This window comes from Shinella sp. M31 (genome assembly GCF_049199205.1).
GTDB lineage: Bacteria > Pseudomonadota > Alphaproteobacteria > Rhizobiales > Rhizobiaceae > Shinella.
Genome location: NZ_JBLZPH010000106.1, coordinates 1 through 21,353, shown reverse-complemented (window position 1 = coordinate 21,353; position 21,353 = coordinate 1). Strand labels below are relative to the sequence as shown.

Here is a 21,353-nt window from a genome sequence, read left to right as displayed (position 1 = left end):
GATTGCGTCACCGGGGAGCCATCATGGATTTCATGCGCCTGCTGCAGTCGCTGGAAGAACTGCTCTACGAGCTGGTTTCCTGGCTCGTCTTCTATCCGGTGACGCTCTGGCGCACGCTGACCCGCCCACGCGAGATGATGCGCTACGCGGATATCGAACTCGGCGACATCATGGAAGAGCGCTACAAGGACACGCTGAGCCCGCCGCTTTTCCTGCTGCTGACGCTGCTGTTCGCCCACGGGCTGGAACTGGCGCTCATTGCGCACAGGGATGACGGCCTGTTGCCGGACATGCTGCGCAACGACACCAATCTTCTGATCTTCCGTGCTTTTCTCTTCAGCTTCTTCCCGCTGCTGATGGCGGTGCGGCTATTGCGGCAGGCGGGCGCCGAGCTGGACCGCGAGACCCTGAAACCGCCGTTTTACAGCCAGTGTTATGTTGCAGCCCCTTACGCCTTCGGCGTCAGCACGGGCATGAATATCGCCCGTGCCGATCATCCCGGATGGGTTCTGGCCGGAACGGCGATCACACTTCTTTCCCTGCTCTGGTACGTCGTCGTGGAAGTCCGCTGGTTCCGCCAGGACCTGCGCATCGGCACGCCGCTTGCGCTGTGGCTTGTGGCACGCACGGTGGTGGAGGCGATGCTGCTGCTTTTCCTGGCAACGGCCGCCCTTGCCTATGCGCTTGGCGCCGGGCCCGGCTGATCGACATCTTCGCCCTGTTCCCTCGAGCCCTTTTCGCGCTAGAACCTTCATCGAGGATTTTGGAGGAGCGGCGCGTGACGGCAGGTGATTTTTCGCGGGGGACGTTTGTCGGGCGCGTCTGGCGGCCGGATGTGCAGGGGCCGGCGGTGGTGGTGCTGAGGGATGGCAGGCTCTGCGACATCACGTCGAAGGATGTGCCGACCATGCGGGACTTGCTGGAGAAGGACGATCCGGTCGCGATTGCGCGCGCGGCACCCTGCGAGCAGCTCGGCTCGCTCGATGCCGTGCTGGAGGCCTCGATAGAAGGCGCCGGCAATTTTTCCCATCTGCATCTTCTGGCCCCCTGCGATCTGCAGGCCGTGAAGGCCTGCGGCGTCACCTTCGCCCGCTCGATGATCGAGCGCGTGATCGAGGAGAAGGCGGCCGGAAATCCGGCACTGGCGGAAAAGGTGCGCGGGCGCGTCACTGCGATCATCGGCGACAGCCTGCGCGATCTGAAGGCGGGTTCGGAAGCAGCCGCCAGGGTCAAGGCGGCGCTGATCGAGGAGGGCGTCTGGTCGCAATATCTCGAAGTCGGTATCGGGCCGGATGCAGAGGTATTCACCAAGGCGCCGGTCCTGTCGTCCGTCGGCTGGGGCGCGTCGGTCGGGCTGCATCCGGTTTCCAAATGGAACAATCCGGAGCCGGAAATCGTGCTTGCCGTCGATAGTGCAGGCCGCGTCAAGGGCGCGACGCTCGGCAACGACGTCAATCTGCGCGATGTCGAGGGGCGCTCGGCGCTGCTGCTCGGCAAGGCGAAGGACAACAATGCCTCTTCCGCCATCGGCCCGTTCATCCGGCTGTTCGACGAGACCTATTCGATCGACGATGTGCGCAAGGCCGATCTCGATCTCATGATCCAGGGCGAGGACGGTTTCGTGCTGAAGGGCCGCAGCACCATGCGCGAGATCAGCCGCGACCCGCTCGATCTCGTCGCGCAGACCATCGGCCGGCATCATCAATATCCCGATGGCTTCATGCTGTTCATGGGCACGCTGTTTGCGCCGGTCGAGGATCGCGATGCGCCGGGGCAGGGCTTCACGCACAAGACGGGCGACCGCGTGGTGATTTCCAATGCGGAACTGGGGGCGCTTGCCAACACCGTGCGCCTTTCCACCGAATGCCCGCCCTGGACCTTCGGCATCGCGGCGCTGATGCGCAATCTCTCCGCGCGCGGGCTGCTTTGACATGGCCGAAGGCGTGCTGGACGAGACGAGCCGCAAGATCCTGCGCCTCCTGCAAAGCGAGCCGGAGCTGACCGTTGCCGAGATCGGCGAGCGCGTCGGCTTGAGCCATACGCCCTGCTGGCGGCGCATCAAGGAGATGGAAAAACAGGGCATCATCCGCGGCCGCATCATCGCCGTCGAGCCCAGGATGGTCGGTTTCGAAGTCTCGGTCTTCTGTTTCGTGCGGCTGAAGCAGCATGACGAGGCGACGCTGCTGGAGTTCGAGAAGGCCGTGAAGAACATGCCCGAGGTCGTGCAGTGCTACTCCATGACCGGCGACCACGACTATGTGCTGCGCGTGCTGACGAGCAGTGTCCGGCAATATGAGGAAATCCTGAAGAAGGCGCTGCTGCGTCTTCCCGGCGTCGGTTTCGTCAATTCGAGCTTCGCGCTCGATGAGCTCAAGAACACACACCGGGTTCCGATCTGACGCCACAATAGGATGGCTTTGCATTTGCCGGCCGCTTTTGCGGACGGCGTCCCAAAACGATGATTTTTCAGGGTCAAAATAAGGACCCGCTCCTCCCAATCCCTGCGTAAGCTCCTACATTATGGAGGATGGCTTTCGTGGAGGAGGGCCATCGAGGAGGAAGTCATGCTGAAGCAGAGCTTTTCTCTCGAGGATAAGTATACGGCGGAAAGTGGGAGGATCTTCCTTTCCGGCATCCAGGCGCTCGTGCGCCTGCCGATCGTTCAGATGCGGCACGACCGCGCCGCGGGCCTGAACACCGCCGCATTCATCTCGGGTTATCGCGGATCGCCGCTCGGCGGCTACGACCAGCAGCTGGCCAAGGCCGGCAAGCACCTGGCGGCGCACGACATCGTGTTCCGGCCCGGTGTCAACGAGGATCTCGCCGCCACTGCCGTCTGGGGCACCCAGCAGCTGCATCTGTCGCCCGGCGCGCGCTATGATGGTGTGGCCGGCTACTGGTATGGCAAGGGGCCGGGTGTCGACCGCTGCGGCGACGTGCTGAAACACGCCAATGCCGCCGGTACCTCGAAGCACGGCGGCGTGCTCTGTTTTGCCGGCGACGACCATTCGGCCAAGTCGTCCTCCATCCCGCACCAGTCCGATCACGCCTTCATGTCGGCGGTTATTCCGGTGCTCTATCCCTCGTCCATCCACGAATTCGTCGAATACGGCCTGCTTGGCACGGCCATGTCGCGCTATTCCGGCTGCTGGGTCGGTATGAAGTTCATTTCCGATACGGTCGAGACGACCGCCTCGGTGGACCTTGCCGGCGAGCGCCGCCAGTTCGTCATTCCGCAGGATTTCGAATTGCCGCCCGGCGGCCTCAACCTGCGCTGGCCCGATCCGCCGCTGCCGCAGGACGAGCGGCTCCAGACCTACAAGGGTTACGCCGCCGTCGCCTTTGCCCGCGCCAACAAGGTGGACGAGGTGACGCATGACGTGCCGCGCGCCCGCTTCGGCATCATCGCCTCCGGCAAGGCCTATGAGGATGTGCTGCAGGCACTGAAGGAGCTTTCGCTCGGCCCGGCCGAGATGGCCGAGATCGGCATGCGCATCTACAAGGTCCGCATGCCCTGGCCGCTGGAGCCGGAGGGCGTGCGTGAATTCTCGCGAGGGCTGGAAGAGGTGCTCGTCGTCGAGGAACGCCGCGAGATCATCGAAAACCAGATCAAGCAACAGCTCTTCAACTGGCATCATGGCGAGCGGCCACGCATCATCGGCAAGTTCGACCATGACGACCACGCGTTCCTGCCGCTGTCGCAGGCGCTGACGGTCGGCATGGTGGCGCGGGCGATTGCCGCGCGGCTCCTGCATTTCGAATTCGATGCCGGCCTGAAGAAGCTGATTTCCGACGAGCTCGCCTATCTTCTCGAGCGCGAAAAGATCCGCAAGACGCATGCCGCGCCCATCGAGCGCGTGCCCTATTTCTGCTCCGGCTGTCCGCACAACAGTTCCACCAAGGTGCCGGAAGGCAGCCGCGCGACGGCGGGTATCGGTTGTCACTACATGGTGCAGTGGATGGACCGCGAGACGGCGACCTTCACCCACATGGGCGCCGAGGGCGTGCCGTGGTCGGGCATCGCGCCCTTCACCGACGAAAAGCACATCTTCGTCAATCTGGGCGACGGCACCTATTACCATTCCGGCATTCTGGCCGTGCGCCAGTCGGTCGCCGCCCGCGTCAACATCACCTACAAAATCCTCTATAACGATGCGGTGGCGATGACCGGCGGCCAGGCCGTCGATGGGCCGATCAGCCCCGAGGCGGTGACGCGCCAGCTCTTCGACGAGGGCGTCGAGCCGATCTACCTCGTCTCCGATCATCCGGAAGCCTATTCGCCCTCCATGCTCGCACCCGGCACCATCGTGCGCCACCGCGACGAGCTGGACCGGGTGATGCGCGACATCAGAGAGGCGCCCGGCTGTTCGGCGATCGTCTATGTGCAGACCTGTGCGGCCGAAAAGCGCCGCCGCCGCTCGCGTGGCCTGATGGAGGACCCGCCGGTCCGCCTGATGATCAATCCCGCCGTCTGCGAAGGCTGCGGCGACTGTTCCACCCAGTCGAACTGCGTCTCCGTCGAGCCGCTCGATACGGAGCTCGGCCGCAAGCGCAAGATCAACCAGTCGACCTGCAACAAGGACTATTCCTGCCTCAAGGGCTTCTGCCCGTCCTTCGTGACGGTGGAGGGTGGCCGGCTGCGCAAGGCGGCGCGTTCCAATCCCGACATGACCGACATTCCGGATCCCGATATCGTGAAGATCGGCGACCGGTCCTACAACATCGCCATCGCCGGCATTGGCGGCACGGGCATCCTGACGATCAGCGCCATCCTCGGCATGGCCGCCCATCTCGACGGCAAGTCGCCGATGATCCTCGACATGGCCGGCCTTGCCCAGAAGGGTGGTGCCGTCATGAGCCACCTGCGCATCGGCCTGCATGATCAGGACGTCTCCTCGCCGCGCATCATCACCGGCGGCGCGGATCTGCTGATCGCCGCCGACGACGTGGTGGCCTCCTCCAAGGATGCCGTGACGCTCTGCGACCATCACCGCACGACGGGCGTGATCAACACGCGGCTCACCCCGGTCGCCGATTTCGTGCGCAAGCGCGACTTCGACTTCCGCCGCCGCGATGTGGAGAGCACGGTGCGTGCGGCACTGCGCGAGGCCTCGTATCTTCTCGACTTCACGACGGTCGCCGAGAAGGTCGCCGGCAATGCCATGGCGACGAACATCCTGATGACCGGCTATGCCTGGCAGAAGGGGCTGATTCCGCTCACCCGCCAGTCGATCGAACAGGCGATCGCGCTGAACGGCGTGGCTGTCGATGCCACGCTCTCCGCCTTCGGCTGGGGCCGCCTCATCGCCGCCGATCCCGCCCGCGCCGAACGCCTGCTGCATCCCGGCAAGCCGGTCGCGACGCTGGAGACGATGCCGACGGCAGACCTGATCGCCCATCGTGAAAAACACCTGACCGCCTATCAGAATGCGGCGCTGGCCGGCCGCTACAGGGCGCTGGTGAACCGCGTGGGGGAGGCGGAAAGGGCACTTGGCGCGGATGACCGGCTGCTGCGCACGGTGGCGCATGTCTACGCCCAGCTCCTTGCCTACAAGGACGAATACGAGGTCGCCCGGCTCTTCACCGATCCGGCTTTCAAGGCTGGTCTCGCCGAACAGTTCGACGGCAATTACAAGATCGCCTTCAACCTCGCACCGCCCTTCCTGAAGGGCGAGGATGCCAATGGCCGTCCGCGCAAACGCCGCTTTGGCCGCTGGATGCTGCCGGCCTTCGGCCTGTTGGCCAGCCTCAAGGGCCTGCGCGGCACGGGCTTCGATCCGTTCGGCCGCACCGCGGAGCGTCGCATGGAGCGCCAGCTCATCACCGACTACGAGGCGCTGGTCGCGCATGTGCTGCAAGGGCTTTGCCGCGATAACCTCAACGCTGCCGTTGCGCTGCTTTCGCTTTACGGTGAGATCAGGGGCTACGGTCCCGTCAAGGAGGAGGCGGCAAAGCGCGTGAAGGCGCGCGAGGTCGAAAAACGCGCGGCCTTCGACAGAACAGAAGAAAAGGCAATCGCCTGACGATCGTAAGGGGAGGGTGGATATGTACGACGCCGGCATGAGCTTCGGGCTTGGAGAGGATATTGAAGCGCTCAGGGAAAGCGTGCGGCGTTTCGCGACGGACCGCATCGCGCCGCAGGCCGCAGAAATCGACCGGAGCAACAATTTCCCCATGCCGCTCTGGCGGGAAATGGGCGATCTCGGCCTGCTCGGCATCACCGCGCCCGAGGGGCTCGGTGGCTCCGGCATGGGCTATCTCGCCCATTGCGTGGCGATGGAGGAGATCAGCCGCGCCTCGGCCTCGGTGGGCCTGAGCTACGGCGCCCATTCCAACCTTTGCGTCAACCAGCTGGTGCGCAACGCCTCGCCGGCGCAGCGTGAAAAATATCTGCCGAAGCTCATATCCGGCGACCATGTCGGGGCGCTCGCCATGTCCGAGCCGGGGGCGGGCTCCGACGTCGTCTCGATGAAGCTGCGCGCGGAGAAGCGCGGCGACCGCTATGTGCTGAACGGCAACAAGATGTGGATCACCAACGGCCCGGATGCGGACGTGCTGGTGGTCTACGCCAAGACCGACCCCGACGCCGGCTCGCGCGGCATCACCGCCTTCCTCATCGAGAAAGGCTTCAAAGGCTTTTCGACCGCCCAAAAACTCGACAAGCTCGGCATGCGCGGCTCCAATACCGGCGAACTGGTCTTCACCGATTGCGAGGTGCCGGAGGAAAACGTCATGGGCACCGTGGGGCGCGGCGTCAACGTGCTGATGTCCGGCCTCGACTATGAGCGTGTCGTGCTTTCGGGCGGGCCGCTCGGCATCATGGCCGCCTGCCTCGACGTGGTCGTGCCCTATATCCATGAGCGCAGGCAGTTCGACCGGCCGATCGGCGAGTTCCAGCTGATGCAGGGCAAGGTCGCCGATATGTATGTCGCGCTCAACGCCTGCCGCGCTTACGTCTATGCCGTTGCCGCCGCCTGCGACCGTGGCGAGACGACCCGCAAGGATGCCGCCGGCTGCATCCTCTATTCCGCCGAGATGGCGACGAAGCTGGCGCTCGAGGCCATCCAGTCGCTCGGCGGCAACGGCTATATCAACGACTACCCGACCGGCCGCCTGCTGCGCGACGCCAAGCTCTACGAGATCGGCGCCGGCACCTCGGAAATCCGCCGCATGCTCATCGGCCGCGAAATCTTTCAGGAGACGCTGTGATGCCGATCCTCCCCTCGGCCGTGAACACCCGCAGCGAAGTCTTCGAGACCAATCGAAAGGCGATGCTCGATGCGCTGAAACTCGTCGAGGACGCAGCCGGCCTCGCCATGGATGGCGGCGGGGCGAAGGCGCGGGAACGCCATGTCTCGCGTGGAAAACTTCTGCCGCGCGACCGCGTCGCGCAATTGCTCGATCCCGGTTCGCCTTTTCTCGAAATAGGACTCACCGCCGGTCATGGCCTTTATGACGGCGCATCTCCTTGCGGCGGCATGATATCCGGAATCGGCCGCGTCTCCGGCCGCGAATGCATGGTGGTCTGCAACGATGCGACGGTGAAGGGCGGCACCTATTATCCCATCACCGTGAAAAAGCACCTGCGCGCGCAGGAGATCGCGGCGGAAAACCGGCTGCCCTGCATCTATCTCGTCGATTCCGGCGGCGCCAACCTGCCGAACCAGGACGAGGTCTTTCCCGACCGCGATCACTTCGGTCGCATCTTCTACAATCAAGCACAGATGTCCGCATCCGGCATTCCGCAGGTCGCCGTCGTCATGGGCAGTTGCACGGCGGGCGGCGCCTATGTGCCGGCGATGAGCGACGAGACCGTAATCGTCGAAAACCAGGGCACGATCTTTCTCGCCGGCCCGCCGCTGGTGAAGGCCGCGACGGGCGAGGTGGTGACGGCCGAGGATCTCGGCGGCGGCGACGTGCACAGCCGCCTTTCCGGCGTTGCGGACCATCTCGCCCGCGACGACCGCCATGCTTTGTCGATTGCTCGCCAGATCGCCGCCAACCTCAATACGCGTAAGCCGGAGGTTACGAAAATGGGCGAAGGCGAAGCGCCGCTCTATGACCCGGAGGAGCTGCTCGGCATCGTTCCGACGGATACGCGCACGCCCTACGACGTGCGCGAGGTCATCGCCCGCGTGGTGGACGGCTCGCGTTTCGACGAGTTCAAGGCCCGCTTCGGCACGACGCTGGTCTGCGGTTTCGCGGCCCTGCATGGCCTTTCCGTCGGCATCATCGCCAACAATGGCGTGCTGTTTTCCGAGGCGGCGCTGAAGGGCGCGCATTTCATCGAGCTCTGCGCCCAGCGCGGCATTCCGCTCGTCTTCCTGCAAAACATCACCGGCTTTATGGTCGGCCGCAAATACGAGGCCGAGGGCATCGCCAAGAATGGCGCGAAGCTGGTGACTGCTGTCGCCACGGCCAATGTGCCGAAGCTTACGGTGCTGATCGGCGGCTCCTATGGTGCCGGCAATTACGGCATGTGCGGGCGGGCCTATTCGCCGCGCTTCCTCTGGACCTGGCCGAACAGCCGCATCGCCGTCATGGGCGGCGAGCAGGCGGCCGGGGTGCTCGCGACCGTCAAACGCGAGGGCATCGAGCGCACGGGCGGCAACTGGAGCGCCGAGGAAGAGGCGGCCTTCAAGCAGCCGACCATCGACATGTTCGCCCGCCAAAGCCATCCGCTCTATGCGTCGGCGCGGCTCTGGGACGACGGCATCGTCGATCCGCGCAAGACGCGCGACGTGCTGGCGCTGTCGCTTTCCGCGGCGCTCAATGCGCCCATCGAGCCCACCCGTTTCGGCATCTTCAGGATGTAGAGGAGGCAAGTCATGAACCGCGAAACCATCAATGCCAAGAACGCACCCGCCCCGCGCGGCGGCTATTCGCAGGCCGTGAAGCTTACGGATTTCAAGACGCTGCTGTTCATCAGCGGCCAGATCCCCATGTCCGACGACGACAAGGTGCCGGAGAGTTTCGAGGACCAGGCGCGGCTCGTCTGGCGCAACATCGATGCGCAGCTGAAGGCGTCCGGCATGTCGAAGGCCGATCTCGTCAAGGTGACGACCTTCCTCGCAGACCGGCACCACACCATGGCCAATCGCGAAATCCGCAGCGAGTATCTCGGCAGCATCGCGCCGGCGATGAGCGTCGTCATCGCCGCGATCTTCGACGAGAAATGGCTGCTCGAAGTCGAAGCCATCGCAGCGCAATGAGAAGCGGAGCCGGGATGTTCAGGAAAATCCTCATCGCCAACCGAGGCGAAATCGCCTGCCGCGTCATCCGCACCGCGCGCCGTCTGGGTGTGGCGACGGTCGCGGTCTATTCGGATGCCGACCGTGACGCGCTGCATGTCGAAATGGCCGACGAGGCGGTGCGCATCGGGCCGGCGGAGGCCGCGAAAAGCTACCTGAACATTCCAGCCATCATCGAGGCGGCCAAGGCGAGCGGCGCGCAGGCCGTGCATCCTGGCTACGGTTTCCTCTCGGAAAATCCCGATTTCGTCGAGGCGGTGGAAGCAGCCGGCCTCGTCTTCATCGGCCCCTCGGCCAATGCCATCCGCGCCATGGGCCTGAAGGATGCTGCCAAGGCCCTGATGGAAAAGGCGGGCGTGCCCGTCGTGCCGGGCTACCACGGCGAGCGACAGGATGCCGCTTTCCTGGCCGGCGAGGCGCAGGCGATCGGCTATCCCGTGCTGATCAAGGCGCGCGCCGGCGGCGGCGGCAAGGGCATGCGGCGGGTGGATGATCCCGCCGATTTCGCCGCCGCGCTGGAAAGCGCCCGCCGCGAGGGCGAGAGCGCCTTCGGCGACGGCCGCGTGCTCGTCGAAAAATACATGGCGAAGCCGCGCCATATCGAGGTGCAGGTTTTCGGTGACGGGCATGGCAATGTCGTGCATCTCTTCGAGCGCGACTGCTCACTGCAACGCCGCCACCAGAAGGTCATCGAGGAGGCGCCGGCGCCCGGCATGACGGCTGAAATGCGCGCGGCCATGGGGCAGGCCGCCGTGCGCGCGGCGGCGGCGATCGGTTATAGCGGCGCGGGCACGGTGGAGTTCATCGCCGACGTTTCCGAAGGGCTCCGGCAGGATCGTTTCTATTTCATGGAGATGAACACGCGTCTGCAGGTCGAGCATCCAGTGACGGAGGCGATCACGGGCCTCGACCTTGTGGAATGGCAGCTGCGCGTCGCGGACGGCGAGCCCTTGCCGAAGCGGCAGGAGGAGCTTGTCATCGATGGCTGGGCCTTCGAGGCGCGGCTCTATGCGGAAAACCCGGCGCGCGATTTTCTTCCCGCGACCGGCCGCCTGACGGTTTTCGACGTGCCGGATTTCGCCCGCATCGATTCCGGCGTGCGGGCAGGCGATCGCATCACGCCTTTCTACGATCCGATGATCGCCAAGGTCATCACCCATGGTCGCAGCCGCACGGAGGCGCTTTCCAGACTGGAGACGGCGCTGGAGCAATGCCGCGTCGGCGGGTTGACGACCAATGCCGGCTTTCTCGTGCGCCTCTGCCGCCATCCGGCCTTTGCGGCAGGTGATGTCGATACGGGCCTGATCGGCCGCGCCGGCGAGACCCTGCTAGCCGACCCGCAAGCACCGGAGGAAGCCTTTGCGCTTGCCGCTCTCTCGTCAATGGGTTTCCTCAAGGCTGCGGTCGATCCGGATCCCTGGGGCCATATCCGTGGTTTCCGCCTCTGGGGCGCACCGGCGCAGACCGTCTTCTTCGACCATGGCGGTGTGGAACAGGCGCTCCGCGTGACGATGCTCGAGAAGGACCGCTACCGCGTCGAGCACAATGGCATCGAGACGGAGCTGCGCGTGCAGTCGACGGACGGCCGTTCGGTCCGCGCCGATTTCGAGGGGCATGTGTTTTCGGCGACGGTGCATCGGGAGGGTCGCGACATCGCCGTCTTCTTCGGCGGCCACGGCCACGCGTTCGCGCTTGCCGAAGAAACCGGCCATCATGGCGAGGCAGCGGCTGGCGGCGACCGGTTGGTCGCGCCGATGCCGGGGCTGGTGCGCATCGTCTCGACCGAACCAGGTGCGCGCGTCGCCAAGGGTGACGCGCTTGTCACCATGGAGGCGATGAAGATGGAGCTGGTGCTCGCCGCACCCCGCGACGGCGTGGTGGCAACGCTCCCCGTGGCGGTGGGCGATCAGGTGGCGGAGGGCGCGCTGCTGCTGTCGCTCGAGCCTGAGGAGGCGGCATGAGCGGACGCATCGAGATTGTCGAAATGGCCGCCCGCGACGGGCTGCAGAACGAGAAGGCGATCATTCCGTCAGCCGAGAAGATCGCCTTGATCGACCGTCTGTCCGAGTGCGGTTTCTCCCGCATCGAGGCGACGAGTTTCGTCAGCCCCAAATGGGTGCCGCAACTGGCCGATGGCGCGGCGGTCATGGCCGGCATCAAGCGCCGGCCCGGCATTTCCTATGCGGCTCTCGTGCCCAACATGAAGGGCTACGAGGCGGCGAAGGCGGCCGGCGTCGACGAGGTCGCCGTCTTCCTTTCGGCCTCCGAGGGTTTTTCCCGCGCGAACCTGAACTGCTCGATTGCCGAGAGCATCGAGCGCGCCCGGCCGGTGGCGGAAGCGGCGAAGGCGGATGGCATCCTGCTGCGCGGCTATGTCAGCTGCGTCGTGCAATGCCCCTATGACGGGCCGGTCGAGCCCTGCGCGGTGGCGCGGGTGACAAGCCAACTGTTGCGCCTCGGCTGCCATGAGGTGAGCCTTGGCGATACGATCGGCCGCGCGCGCCCGTCCGAGGTCGCGGCCATGCTGGATGTCGTGCTCGCCGTGGCCTTCCCGGAAAACCTCGCCGGTCATTTCCACGATACGAACGGGCTGGCGCTCGACAATATCCGCGTGGCGCTCGATCATGGGCTGACTGTCTTCGACGCCTCCGTCGGCGGTCTTGGCGGCTGCCCCTATGCGCCGGGCGCGCGCGGCAATGTCGATACGCTCGCCGTTGCCGACATGCTGGCGGCGGAGGGCTTTGAGACCGGTCTCGACCGCGAGAAGCTGGCGGCGGCCGCCGCTTTCGCGCGGCGCATCACCGGCAAGGCTGATATCCGCAAGACTGCGTGAAGGAGGGAGAGCCATGCATTTCGAGACCATATCGGTATCCGTCGATCGTCGCGGCGTGGCGACCCTGACCTTGCGCCGCCATGCGCAGCACAACGCGCTGTCCGGCCTGATGATCCGCGAACTCACGACCGTTGCCGGCCTGCTGGGCGAGGACAAGGCGGTGCGCGTCGTCGTGCTGACGGGCGAGGGCGAGAGCTTCTGCGCCGGTGGCGATCTCAACTGGATGAAGGAACAGATCGCGGCCAGCCGCGAGGCGCGCATCGCCGAAGCACGCCGTCTTGCCTTGATGCTGAAGGCACTGCGCGATCTGCCAAAACCACTGGTCGCCCGCGTCAACGGCCAGGCCTATGGCGGCGGCGTTGGCCTGATCAGTGTCTGTGACGCGGCGATTGCCGCGGAGGGCGCGCGCTTCGGCCTGACGGAAACCCGGCTCGGCCTCATCCCGGCAACGATCAGCCCCTATGTCGCCGCCCGCATCGGCCCTGCCGCCTTCCTGCGCCTTGCGACCTCCGCGCGCCTGTTCGACGCGCCGACGGCCCGCGACATCGGCCTCGTCAGTGGCGTCGTGGCGCCCGACGCGCTGGACGCGGCGGTCGAGGCGGAGATCAAGCCCTATTTCGCAACCTCCCCGGAGGCCGTCGCAGCGACGAAGGCGCTGGCCCACGCGCTGGCTTCGCCGATCGACGAAACCGTGATCGAGATGACGCTGACGCGGCTTGCCGATACCTGGGAGACGCCGGAAGCGGCAGAGGGCATCGCCGCCTTCCTGGAGAAACGCAAGGCGAATTGGGTACCTGACGATACGATGAAGTGAGGCATGGCTTAGGTATGCCCCTCACCCTAACCCTCTCCCCGCAGGCGGGGAGAGGGGACGTGCCCCGTCGCGATGTTGAACAATCAGGAAAACGGTGCGGCATATTCCCTTCTCCCCGCTTGCGGGGAGAAGGTGGCCGGCAGGCCGGATGAGGGGCAGCTTCCCGTGCTACTCGATAAACACCCGGACGCTCGCCGCCCGCCCCGCCGCATCGATCACCGTCAACGTCGAGAAGCCCGCACCTTCCGGCATCCATTGCGTCGTGCGCCGGCGCGAGGCCTCGGGCAGCACCTTGCCGTTGGCAAGCCAGCGGAAGGGTGCGCGGCCGCCCTGAAGTTTCAGGACGAGGGGTGAGATATCGGTGCCTTTGGTCGCGCCGAGCTCGACGGAGGCGCCTTCCGGCGGATAGACGATCTGCGGCGCGGGTTCGCGGGAAACCACGGTAACGAGGCCGTTCGCCGTCGTCGAGAAGCGGCGCAGGCTGGCCGGCAGTTCGGATTGCGCGATGCGCAGTGCCCCGGCCGGCGCGCGAGGCAGGGCGGTGATGGCGATGCCGGAGCGGGAAAAGGCTTCGAAGAGGATGGGGGCTGCAGCACCATAGCCGGTCAGGCCCGGCACCGCGCCATTGTCGGCCCGGCCGACCCAGACGCCGAGCACATGGCGGCCGTCATAACCGACCGACCAAGCGTCGCGGTATCCGTAGCTCGTGCCGGTCTTGTAGGCGATGCCGAGGCGGCGGCTGCCGGTCGGCGGGGTGACGCCCGAGAGCACGTCGGAAACCTGCCAGACGGCGACGGGATCGAGCAGCGGGTCGCCAACGATCACCTTGGCATCGCCGGTTATGCCGTCGCCGAGCTGCACCGGCATGCCGCGATTGGCGAGCGCCGCATAGAGCTGGGTGAGGTCGCGCAGCGTGATGCCGAGGCCGCCAAGGCCGATCGCGAGGCCCGGCGTTTCGCCCGGCGGCAGTTCGGGACGCACCTCGGCCCGGCGGAAGCGCACCATCATCCGCGTCGGGCCGACGGCTTCGAGCAGGCGCACGGCGGGCACATTGAGCGACAATTGCAGCGCCTTGCGCACGCTGATATCGCCCTGATAGGTCATATCGAAATTGCGCGGGCGATAGCCGGAAAAATCGGCGGGCCGGTCCTCGACGATGGTTTCCTGCGCGACCAGTCCCTCTTCGAAGGCAAGGCCGTAGATGAACGGCTTCAGTGCCGAGCCGGGCGAGCGGCGGATGCGCGTCATGTCGATCCAGCCGGCGCGGCTGCCGTCGAAATAATCCGCCGAGCCGACTTCGCCGAGGATTTCGCCGGTGCGGGCATCCGCCATCACCATGGCGATGGAGATTTTCGGGCCGAGCCGTTCGGCCGCCTCGCGGGCGACGGTCTCCAGACCGTCCTGCACCGTGCGATCGAGCGAGGTCTCGTGCTTGATCGCCTTCGGGTTCTTGCGCAGCGCCAGTTCCGAGAGATGCGCGGCATAGGAGGGAAGCTGGCGGCGGCGGTCCGGCACGGCTTCCAGGCTGGCGCGCTCAGCCTCGCCCTCGCCGATGACATCGGAGACGGCAAGGCGGGTCAGCACGCGCGCGCGCGCCTTTTCCGCAACGTCGCGATGGCGGTCGGGCCGGCGTTTTTCCGGCAGCTGCGGCAGGGCGACGAGCAGGGCGGCTTCGGCGACGGAAAGCCGCTTCGGCTCCTTGCCGAACCAGGCGAGGCTTGCAGCACGCACACCCTCCAGATTGCCACCGTAAGGGGCAAGCGTCAGGTAGAGATCGAGGATTTGCGCCTTGGAAAGCCGGCGTTCGAGCTGGATGGCGCGGGCCATCTGGCGCAGCTTCGCCGGCAGCGAGCGGCTTTCGCGCGGCTCGATCAGACGTGCGACCTGCATGGAGAGCGTGGACGCGCCCGAGACGATGCGGCCATTGCCGATGAACTGGCCGGCAGCGCGCAGCAACGCCCAGGGGTCGATGCCGCCATGCTCGTTGAAGCGCCGGTCCTCATAGGCCACCAGCATGCGCAGGAACTGCGGATCGACATCGGCGGCCGTGGTCTTCAGCCGCCAGTGTCCTTCCGGCGTCGCAAAGGCGCGCAGCAGGCGGCCGTCGCGGTCGAGCACCTCCTTGGAGACGGTCTGCGCCACCGCGATCGGCGGCGGAAAGGCACGGTCGGCGTAATCGAGCCCGAAGGCGAGGGCGGCAATCGCTGCCGCCCCGCCGAGGGACCCAATCAGAAGTTTGCGCCACAGCGCCATCGCCAGAACCCCTTACTCGGCCTTGATGACCTGCATGCGGCCGGTCGCCGTGCGGGCGGAGTATTGCGGACGGTACATGTCCTCCACCTGGGCAGCCGGCAGGTCATAGGTGCCGGGGGTCACGGCGCGCACGACATAGGCGAGCGTCACGTCGCGGTTGTCGCCTTCGCTGCGGTTGAAGGCCGCGACGAAGCGGTCGTAGCGGAACTCCGTATGCGCCGCTTCCGTCTCGCCGAGCCAGTCGAAATTAGCGAGTTTCGCGCTATCGACGAGGCTCGGATTGTCGATTTCGAAGCCGGCGGGCAGGAGGTCGGTGATGATGATGCGCGAAGCCCAGTTGTTGTGCTCCGTCACCTTCAGCACCACGACGTAGCGCTCGTTCTGCTGCGCCTCGGTGATCGTCGCCTCCTCGCCGTCGAGCGTGTAGTAGGTGCGCTCAATGGCAAAGCCGTCGCCGCCGGCCGGCAGCGGATCGATGGGAGCCGCGACCGTGGTGAGCACGGCGGAAACCGGCTCGCTGGTGCGGTTGGCGATGGTCAGCGGGTTCTCCAGCAGGGACTTGCCCGTCATCTGCGCGGCATAGCCGCCGTCGCGGGCCGCACCGTTGATCTCCAGCTTCAGGTCCTTGTCGGCATCCTTCACGGAGCGGGCGGCGAGCAGCATCCAGGTCTGTTCCTGCGTGCTGGTCCAGCGCTTGTTCTCCCACTGCTTGGCGACGAGCTTGGAAAGCTCCGGAATGATGCCCGGAACCGGCCGTGCCTCGGCGGCGAGCGCCAGGATCGCGGCACCGTCACGCAGCGACGAACCATAGTCGGTGCGCGAGAGGCTAGCGGTCATGACGCTGTCGCGGGAAAGGCCGAGCGCGTTTTCGAAGATGCTCGTCGCGCGCTGGGCATCGCCATAGAGGCCGAGGGCCGCGGCAAGATGCGCACGGGCGAGCGGCGAGGAGAACTCCGACAGTTTCGTGTCGGCATAGTAGCGCAGGTCGCTGATCGCGGCCTTGCGGTTGCGGGCGAGCACGTAGAGCGCATAGGCGATCTCGTTGCCCTGGGTGGAGACGTTGACGTCATAGGAGATGGAGTTCTGCAGGTTGGAAAGCCCCTGCAGCATCGCCTGTTCCGGCACGTCGAACTTTTGTTCGCGGGCGCGGGTCAGGAAGTCCGTCACGAAGGCATCGAGCCACAGATCGCCATAGCCCGGCGACCACAGGCCGAAGCTGCCCGAGGACGATTGGTTGGCCAGCACGCGGTAGATGGCATCCTGCACGCGCTTCTGCGTTTCCGTGTCTTCCGGCAGGCCGGACTGCTTGGAAAGCTCGCTGAGGTAAAGCAGCGGCAGGGCGCGGCTCGAGGTCTGCTCGGTGCAGCCATAGGGGTAGCGATCGAGCGCCATCAGCAGCGCCGGGATGTCGAAGGCGGCGGCCCGCGACACGCTGAGGCTGACGGAGGCGCCGGCAATCTGGCTGTCGGCAAGCAGCTGGTCATCGATCGTCAGGCTGCCGTTTGCCGCGATTTCGAGCGGCCGGCGCGTGGTGATCGGCATGGCGGCCGGACGCACCGGCACGTTGAGGGCCTGTTCGAGCGATAGGCCGTTGCCGTTGGAGAGCTTGAGCGAGATGAGGCCGTCGCCGATCTCGCCGCCGATCAGGGGCAGGGTCAGCGCGGTCTTGCCGCCGGCTTCGAGCTTCACCGTCTGGCTCGCGCCGGTCTGTTCGACCATCACGGAAGCATTGTGGGTGATCTCCAGCGTGTAGTCGCCGGCCGGCGCATCCGTATTGGCGATGTCGAGGCGCAGGTCCGAACGGTCTCCTGGAGCGAGGAACTTCGGCAGGCTTGCGGTCACGACGACGGGATCGCGGATGACGACGTCCTTCGAGGCGCTGCCGACACCGGTCTTCGTCCAGGCGACGGCCATGACGCGGGCGGTGCCGTTGAACTGCGGAATGTCGAAGCTGACCTTGGCATTGCCGTCGGCATCGAGCTTCACGGGGCCGGCAAAGAAGGCGACGAGCTTTTCCTTCGGCGGATCGCCCTGAAGGGCGCCTTCGCCGCCGTCGCCACCGGTGCGCAGCCGGCCGGTCGTGCCGAGCGAGCCGTCGATCAGGCGGCCGTAGAGGTCGCGGATTTCCATGCCGAGGCGGCGCTGGCCGAAGTACCAGGTGGCCGGATCGGGCGCTTCATAGCGGGTGAGGTTGAGAATGCCGACATCGACGGCGGCAACCGTGATGTAGGCCTCTTCGCCAATACCGGCGCCGGCGACCTTCAGCGAAATGTCGAGCGGCTGGCGCGGCAGGGTCTTTTCCGGCAGGTCGAGCGAAAGGTTGAGCTTGCGATCCGCCGGATCGACCTTCAGCCAGGTGATGCCGATGGCGCGCATCGGCATACGGCTTTCCTGGTCGGAGCCGGGGCGGAAGAGCGTCGCGGTCACATAGGAGCCGGGACCCCATTCCTTGGTGACGGGAATGTCGATCTCGCCGCCGTCCGCGCCGATGGCCGCCGTCTGGGTGGCGATCAGGCTTTCGGCACCGATGGTCACGAGAACCTGGCCGGCATGGCGCGGGGAGACCTTCAGCTTGGCCGTGTCGCCGACCGCATAGCTTTCCTTGTCGAGCGAGATTTCCAGCGCATCCGGCGTTTCGGTCGAGCTTGCGGCGACATACCAGCCGGCGTCGAACTCGACGCTGGTGGCGGGGCCTTCCGGCTCCGGGCTTTCCACTTCGAGGCGGTAGCGGCCCCAGGTCACAGGCACGGAAATCTTGCCGCCGTCAGCGGTGACGTCGAGCGTGCCGTTGGCGACCTGCGAGGTGGAGAGCACCGGCTCATAGCGCCACGAGCTGCCGTCGCGATACCATTGGTAATTCCGCTCCACGGCAAGCAGCTTCCAGGGCAGGCCCTGCATCGCCTGCTTCTTGCCGTCGGCACCGACGGTGATGACGTTGAAGTTGGCGACGGTGTTTTCCGAGAGGTCGCCCTTGAACTCCGGCTTCACGCCGATCATCGCGCCTTCGGATTTGACGGGCAAAGTGAGGCTGCGTTCGACGGCGCGGCCGCCGGCCTCCATCATGCGCAGCGTCACGAGCGCTTCGAGGCGTTGGGTGGTAGCAGGCAGATCGGCGACATTGATGTCGAAAGTCGCCTTGCCGTCCTCGTCGAGCACGTCGAGGCCTTCGAGCGGAATGCGGCTTTCCTCGATCGCCTCTTCATCGGCAAGACCGAAGACATAGTCGGGATAGGCGGGATCCTGATGGGTCGGCTTCAGCGCGACGTCGCCCTCGATTTCGAGGCCGGCACCCGGCGCGCCATAGAGGTAGCGGCCTTCGACAGAGACGGGAGCGGCAACGCCGGCCTCGACCTCCTTGGCCTCGCTCGTCATGTCGAATTCGATGCGATCGGGCACGAAGTCGTCGACGAGGAAGGTCTTTTCGGCAATCGCCGTGCCCTTCGGGTCGGTATAGACCTGCATGGTCCAGGTGCCGCGCATGCTGTTGTCCTGCAGCGGCAGATCGATCGTATGACCGCCGAGGGCTGCGCCATCCGAGACCATGCGGCGGTCTTCCACGCCGTCGGGCCGGTTGAAGACGAAGGTCAGCGGCAGTTTTTCGACGGCATTCGCCTCAATGTCGCGGGCAAGCGCGGAGGCATGCACCGTTTCGCCGGCACGGTAGATGCCGCGCTCGGTCCAGGCCAGCACGTCGATGGCGCCCGGTGCCGGACGGCCGGTGACGCCGCGGTCGGAAAGGTCGAAGCCGGCGCGCGTCATGTCGAGGAAGACGAAATCGCCTTCGCCCTTCTTCGCGAGGATGACGGCGGGCGTGTTGGCGGCGGTGCCGCGCATCAGGCCGGCGGTGAAGGTCGCGCGGCCGTCCGCATCGGTCGTCGCCGTACCGAGCACCTCGTTGTTCTTGGCGATCAGTTGCAGCTCGACGCCGTCGAGCGGGCCGGCCGTGTCGAGCGAGCGGGCGAAGACGTTAAGACCATCAGTGCCGGCATAGGTGGTAAGGCCGACATCCGAGACGACGAACCATTGCGTCGCCTTGGTGTCCCACTCGTTGCTGCGGCCGTTGGAGGCGGCGGCGGTCAACACGTAGACGCCGGGCTTACGCTCAGGCAGCGCCTCGTCGACCGGGAAGCTGGTGACGACGTCCTTGTTCAGCTCCGGCGAAATCTCGATCTTGCCTTCCCAGACCAGCTCGCCGTTTTCGCTTTCGATGCGGCTGGCGGAATAGCCATCGAGCTGGGTGAGGAAGCGGCTTTCATTGAGCAGGCCCGCAATGGCGCGGTCGCCGACGCGGTAGAGCTTCAGGTCGGCGCTGTCGGTGTTGACGGAAACGATCGGGATGCCGCGGCGAACGCTGCCGGGCAGCACGAAGCCGTCACCGGTGAAGCGCACCATGGCGGCGCGGTCCTGCACGTAGATGTCGAGGTCGGAGGCGGCGGCCAGCGGGTCATCGACGGACGACGGCAGGCCGGCGCGGAAGGTGATCTTGTAGCGCTGGCCGTGCGTCAGGCCCTCGACGCAGATCTGCCGGTCCTTGGCCTCGATGGCCTTCGGTGCCGCACCGTCGAGCGTAACGAAGGAGGCGTAGTCGGCGCCGGACTTCACCAGCGGCTCGGAGAATTCCACGCAGGCCCGCGGCGTCGCGCTGTCGGAATCGATCGTGTGGTTGACGATACGGAAGCCCTGGCGCGCGCGCAGGCCGAGATAGGCCGAGCGGACGGCGACGTCGTCCTTTAGGTCGAGGCTCGCCTTGTAGGCATTGATGCCCGCACGGTAGTTGCTCGACTTGTCGAGCGTGTCGCCCAGCACCGCGAGCGCCCGCGCCCGCGTCTCGGTGGTGCGCGACAGCTGGTAGGCGTTGATCGCGGCAAGCGCGCCCTGGCCGGCGAGATAGCTGTTGTTGTAAGCGCGGCCCATGGATTCGGCCGTCTCGATCCAGAGGAAATAATCGTCCGGTGCCAGCGACAGCGCGCCGCGATAGGCAGCAAGCGCCTGGTCGAAGCGGCTCGACGCCGTCTCGATGCGGCCGAGCGAGGCAAGGCTTTCCGCGCCTTGGCCGGCCTGATCGGCGGCGAGCGCGAGATTGTCGCGGAACGCGCGCGCGTCGGTCAGCATGTATTCCGTAATGAAGGGCATGGCCGGTGCGGCGCCGATATCGGCAGCCGTGTCGGCTTTCAGGATTTTGCCGGCGATTGCGCCCTGGAAATGGTTGAGCTGGTTGAAGTCGCTCTTCAGGAAGCACCACTTCACCTTGGGATTGTAGGTGAAGGCGCGGCAGGAGAGGTCGTCGATGCAGTCGCTCTTGCACTGGTCGAGCGTCACGTCCTGCACGGTGCGCAGATCGAAACCGAAATAGTCGCTGTTCTCGGTCGTGACGACGGAGCGGGCCTCTTCGGCCTGGGCCGGCAGGGGCGGTGAGGCGATCACGGAAAGAAGAAGTGCCGAGAAACCCAGGAATGCGCGTTTAGACATGAAGTCCTCCTACCGCTGCCGTCTCGTTGCCGCCGCCACTGTCCGAACCCGGAGCCGGCTTGTCAATCGAAAGACAGGGAGCCGTGAGGGATGGAAAGGGCATGGCGCATGGAACCAAGGGGAAAGACGTTTGACATCGCCGGTTCAATCGCCGGAATTGCGAATTTTTTCACCGGCCTTGCGCATTAACCTTTTGTTAACCATATCGGGGCAGACTTCATCTCATCGACGGACGGTTTCTGTCATACCCCTGTAACAGCGGGTCTGTAGAACCCTCGTCAGACACGAAAGTCGTGTTTCGAACCGCAGTGACCACGGATGTACTGGCACAGCGCGAAACACTTCCCCGGCCAGGCCGGGATGAGGAAGCGGGGGGATAACCCTCGCTTTTTTCATTTGCGCGCTTTTCGGCCGTATCGCGCTGGACCCCTTCCGGCGATTGCTCTACCCATGACGGTATCTTGAGACGGTGCGCGTCGCCGTCTGCTTCCTGCCCGGAATGATCATGTCCGACGTCGCCCTCAATGTTCTCCCCGTCTTCGCGCTCATTCTCATTGGCTGGCTTCTCGTCCGCACCGGCTACCTCCGGGAGGAACTGGGGGAGGGGCTTGGCGAATTCGTCTTCCGCGTCGCCGTGCCGCTCCTGCTCTTCCGCACCATAGCGGAAGCCGAATTTGCCGGCGATGCGCCCTGGCGCATCTGGGTCGCCTATTTCGGCGGCGTCGCCGTCACC

Annotated in this window: 13 protein-coding genes; 11 read left to right on the top strand and 2 right to left on the bottom strand. The window is 65.7% G+C overall.

Going from position 1 to position 21,353, the window contains the following annotated elements; all coding sequences use genetic code 11:
* Window positions 1–23: 23 nt before the first annotated feature.
* The 10 genes from ACOZKU_RS18090 (at window position 24) to ACOZKU_RS18045 (ending at window position 12,898) form a co-directional block, all read left to right on the top strand.
* On the top strand, window positions 24–704 hold the full coding sequence (locus ACOZKU_RS18090; RefSeq protein WP_421580047.1) for a permease: 681 nt from the start codon (window positions 24–26) through the stop codon (window positions 702–704).
* A gap of 74 nt (window positions 705–778) precedes the next feature.
* Window positions 779–1,930, top strand: coding sequence for a fumarylacetoacetate hydrolase family protein (locus ACOZKU_RS18085; protein ID WP_421580046.1), 1,152 nt, complete (start codon window positions 779–781; stop codon window positions 1,928–1,930).
* A 1-nt stretch (window position 1,931) separates the two neighbouring features.
* Window positions 1,932–2,399, top strand: coding sequence for an Lrp/AsnC family transcriptional regulator (locus tag ACOZKU_RS18080; protein WP_421580045.1), 468 nt, complete (start codon window positions 1,932–1,934; stop codon window positions 2,397–2,399).
* A 165-nt stretch (window positions 2,400–2,564) separates the two neighbouring features.
* Window positions 2,565–6,023 carry an indolepyruvate ferredoxin oxidoreductase family protein gene (locus ACOZKU_RS18075; RefSeq protein ID WP_421580044.1) on the top strand — a complete coding sequence of 1,153 codons (3,459 nt, stop codon included), beginning with the start codon at window positions 2,565–2,567 and terminating at the stop codon, window positions 6,021–6,023.
* A 37-nt stretch (window positions 6,024–6,060) separates the two neighbouring features.
* The gene (locus ACOZKU_RS18070; protein WP_421580056.1) at window positions 6,061–7,209 is read left to right on the top strand and encodes an isovaleryl-CoA dehydrogenase; all 1,149 of its coding nucleotides are present in this window, start codon (window positions 6,061–6,063) and stop codon (window positions 7,207–7,209) included.
* On the top strand, window positions 7,209–8,816 hold the full coding sequence (locus tag ACOZKU_RS18065) for a carboxyl transferase domain-containing protein (RefSeq protein ID WP_421580043.1): 1,608 nt from the start codon (window positions 7,209–7,211) through the stop codon (window positions 8,814–8,816). The genes ACOZKU_RS18070 and ACOZKU_RS18065 overlap by 1 nt, the downstream gene beginning before the upstream one ends.
* A gap of 12 nt (window positions 8,817–8,828) precedes the next feature.
* Window positions 8,829–9,212 carry a RidA family protein gene (locus tag ACOZKU_RS18060; RefSeq protein ID WP_421580042.1) on the top strand — a complete coding sequence of 128 codons (384 nt, stop codon included), beginning with the start codon at window positions 8,829–8,831 and terminating at the stop codon, window positions 9,210–9,212.
* Window positions 9,213–9,226: 14 nt separating this feature from the next.
* Window positions 9,227–11,212: an acetyl-CoA carboxylase biotin carboxylase subunit gene (locus ACOZKU_RS18055; protein WP_421580041.1), complete on the top strand. Its 1,986-nt coding sequence runs from the start codon at window positions 9,227–9,229 to the stop codon at window positions 11,210–11,212.
* Window positions 11,209–12,084, top strand: coding sequence for a hydroxymethylglutaryl-CoA lyase (locus ACOZKU_RS18050; RefSeq protein ID WP_421580040.1), 876 nt, complete (start codon window positions 11,209–11,211; stop codon window positions 12,082–12,084). The genes ACOZKU_RS18055 and ACOZKU_RS18050 overlap by 4 nt, the downstream gene beginning before the upstream one ends.
* Window positions 12,085–12,097: 13 nt before the next feature.
* Window positions 12,098–12,898, top strand: a complete 801-nt coding sequence (locus tag ACOZKU_RS18045; protein WP_421580039.1) for a crotonase/enoyl-CoA hydratase family protein — start codon at window positions 12,098–12,100, stop codon at window positions 12,896–12,898.
* A 168-nt stretch (window positions 12,899–13,066) separates the two neighbouring features.
* On the opposite strand, the gene pbpC is transcribed toward ACOZKU_RS18045, so the two are convergent.
* On the bottom strand, window positions 13,067–15,151 hold the full coding sequence (pbpC, locus tag ACOZKU_RS18040; RefSeq protein WP_421580038.1) for a penicillin-binding protein 1C: 2,085 nt from the start codon (window positions 15,149–15,151) through the stop codon (window positions 13,067–13,069).
* A 12-nt stretch (window positions 15,152–15,163) separates the two neighbouring features.
* Window positions 15,164–20,620 carry an MG2 domain-containing protein gene (locus ACOZKU_RS18035; RefSeq protein ID WP_421580037.1) on the bottom strand — a complete coding sequence of 1,819 codons (5,457 nt, stop codon included), beginning with the start codon at window positions 20,618–20,620 and terminating at the stop codon, window positions 15,164–15,166.
* Window positions 20,621–21,125: 505 nt separating this feature from the next.
* Between ACOZKU_RS18035 and ACOZKU_RS18030 the strand changes: the two genes are divergently transcribed.
* The coding region (locus tag ACOZKU_RS18030) for an AEC family transporter (RefSeq protein WP_421580036.1) at window positions 21,126–21,353 on the top strand (228 nt) is incomplete at its 3' end.

What these genes read in the sequence shown, in the direction of transcription:
- ACOZKU_RS18070 (WP_421580056.1), top strand. Translation starts at nt 6,061, where the DNA reads ATGAGCTTCGGGCTTGGAGAGGATATTGAAGCGCTCAGGGAAAGCGTG.
- ACOZKU_RS18045 (WP_421580039.1), top strand. Translation starts at nt 12,098, where the DNA reads ATGCATTTCGAGACCATATCGGTATCCGTCGATCGTCGCGGCGTGGCG.
- ACOZKU_RS18090 (WP_421580047.1), top strand. Translation starts at nt 24, where the DNA reads ATGGATTTCATGCGCCTGCTGCAGTCGCTGGAAGAACTGCTCTACGAG.
- ACOZKU_RS18050 (WP_421580040.1), top strand. Translation starts at nt 11,209, where the DNA reads ATGAGCGGACGCATCGAGATTGTCGAAATGGCCGCCCGCGACGGGCTG.
- ACOZKU_RS18055 (WP_421580041.1), top strand. Translation starts at nt 9,227, where the DNA reads ATGTTCAGGAAAATCCTCATCGCCAACCGAGGCGAAATCGCCTGCCGC.
- ACOZKU_RS18065 (WP_421580043.1), top strand. Translation starts at nt 7,209, where the DNA reads ATGCCGATCCTCCCCTCGGCCGTGAACACCCGCAGCGAAGTCTTCGAG.
- ACOZKU_RS18060 (WP_421580042.1), top strand. Translation starts at nt 8,829, where the DNA reads ATGAACCGCGAAACCATCAATGCCAAGAACGCACCCGCCCCGCGCGGC.
- ACOZKU_RS18035 (WP_421580037.1), bottom strand. Translation starts at nt 20,620, where the DNA reads ATGTCTAAACGCGCATTCCTGGGTTTCTCGGCACTTCTTCTTTCCGTG.
- ACOZKU_RS18075 (WP_421580044.1), top strand. Translation starts at nt 2,565, where the DNA reads ATGCTGAAGCAGAGCTTTTCTCTCGAGGATAAGTATACGGCGGAAAGT.
- ACOZKU_RS18080 (WP_421580045.1), top strand. Translation starts at nt 1,932, where the DNA reads ATGGCCGAAGGCGTGCTGGACGAGACGAGCCGCAAGATCCTGCGCCTC.
- pbpC (WP_421580038.1), bottom strand. Translation starts at nt 15,151, where the DNA reads ATGGCGCTGTGGCGCAAACTTCTGATTGGGTCCCTCGGCGGGGCGGCA.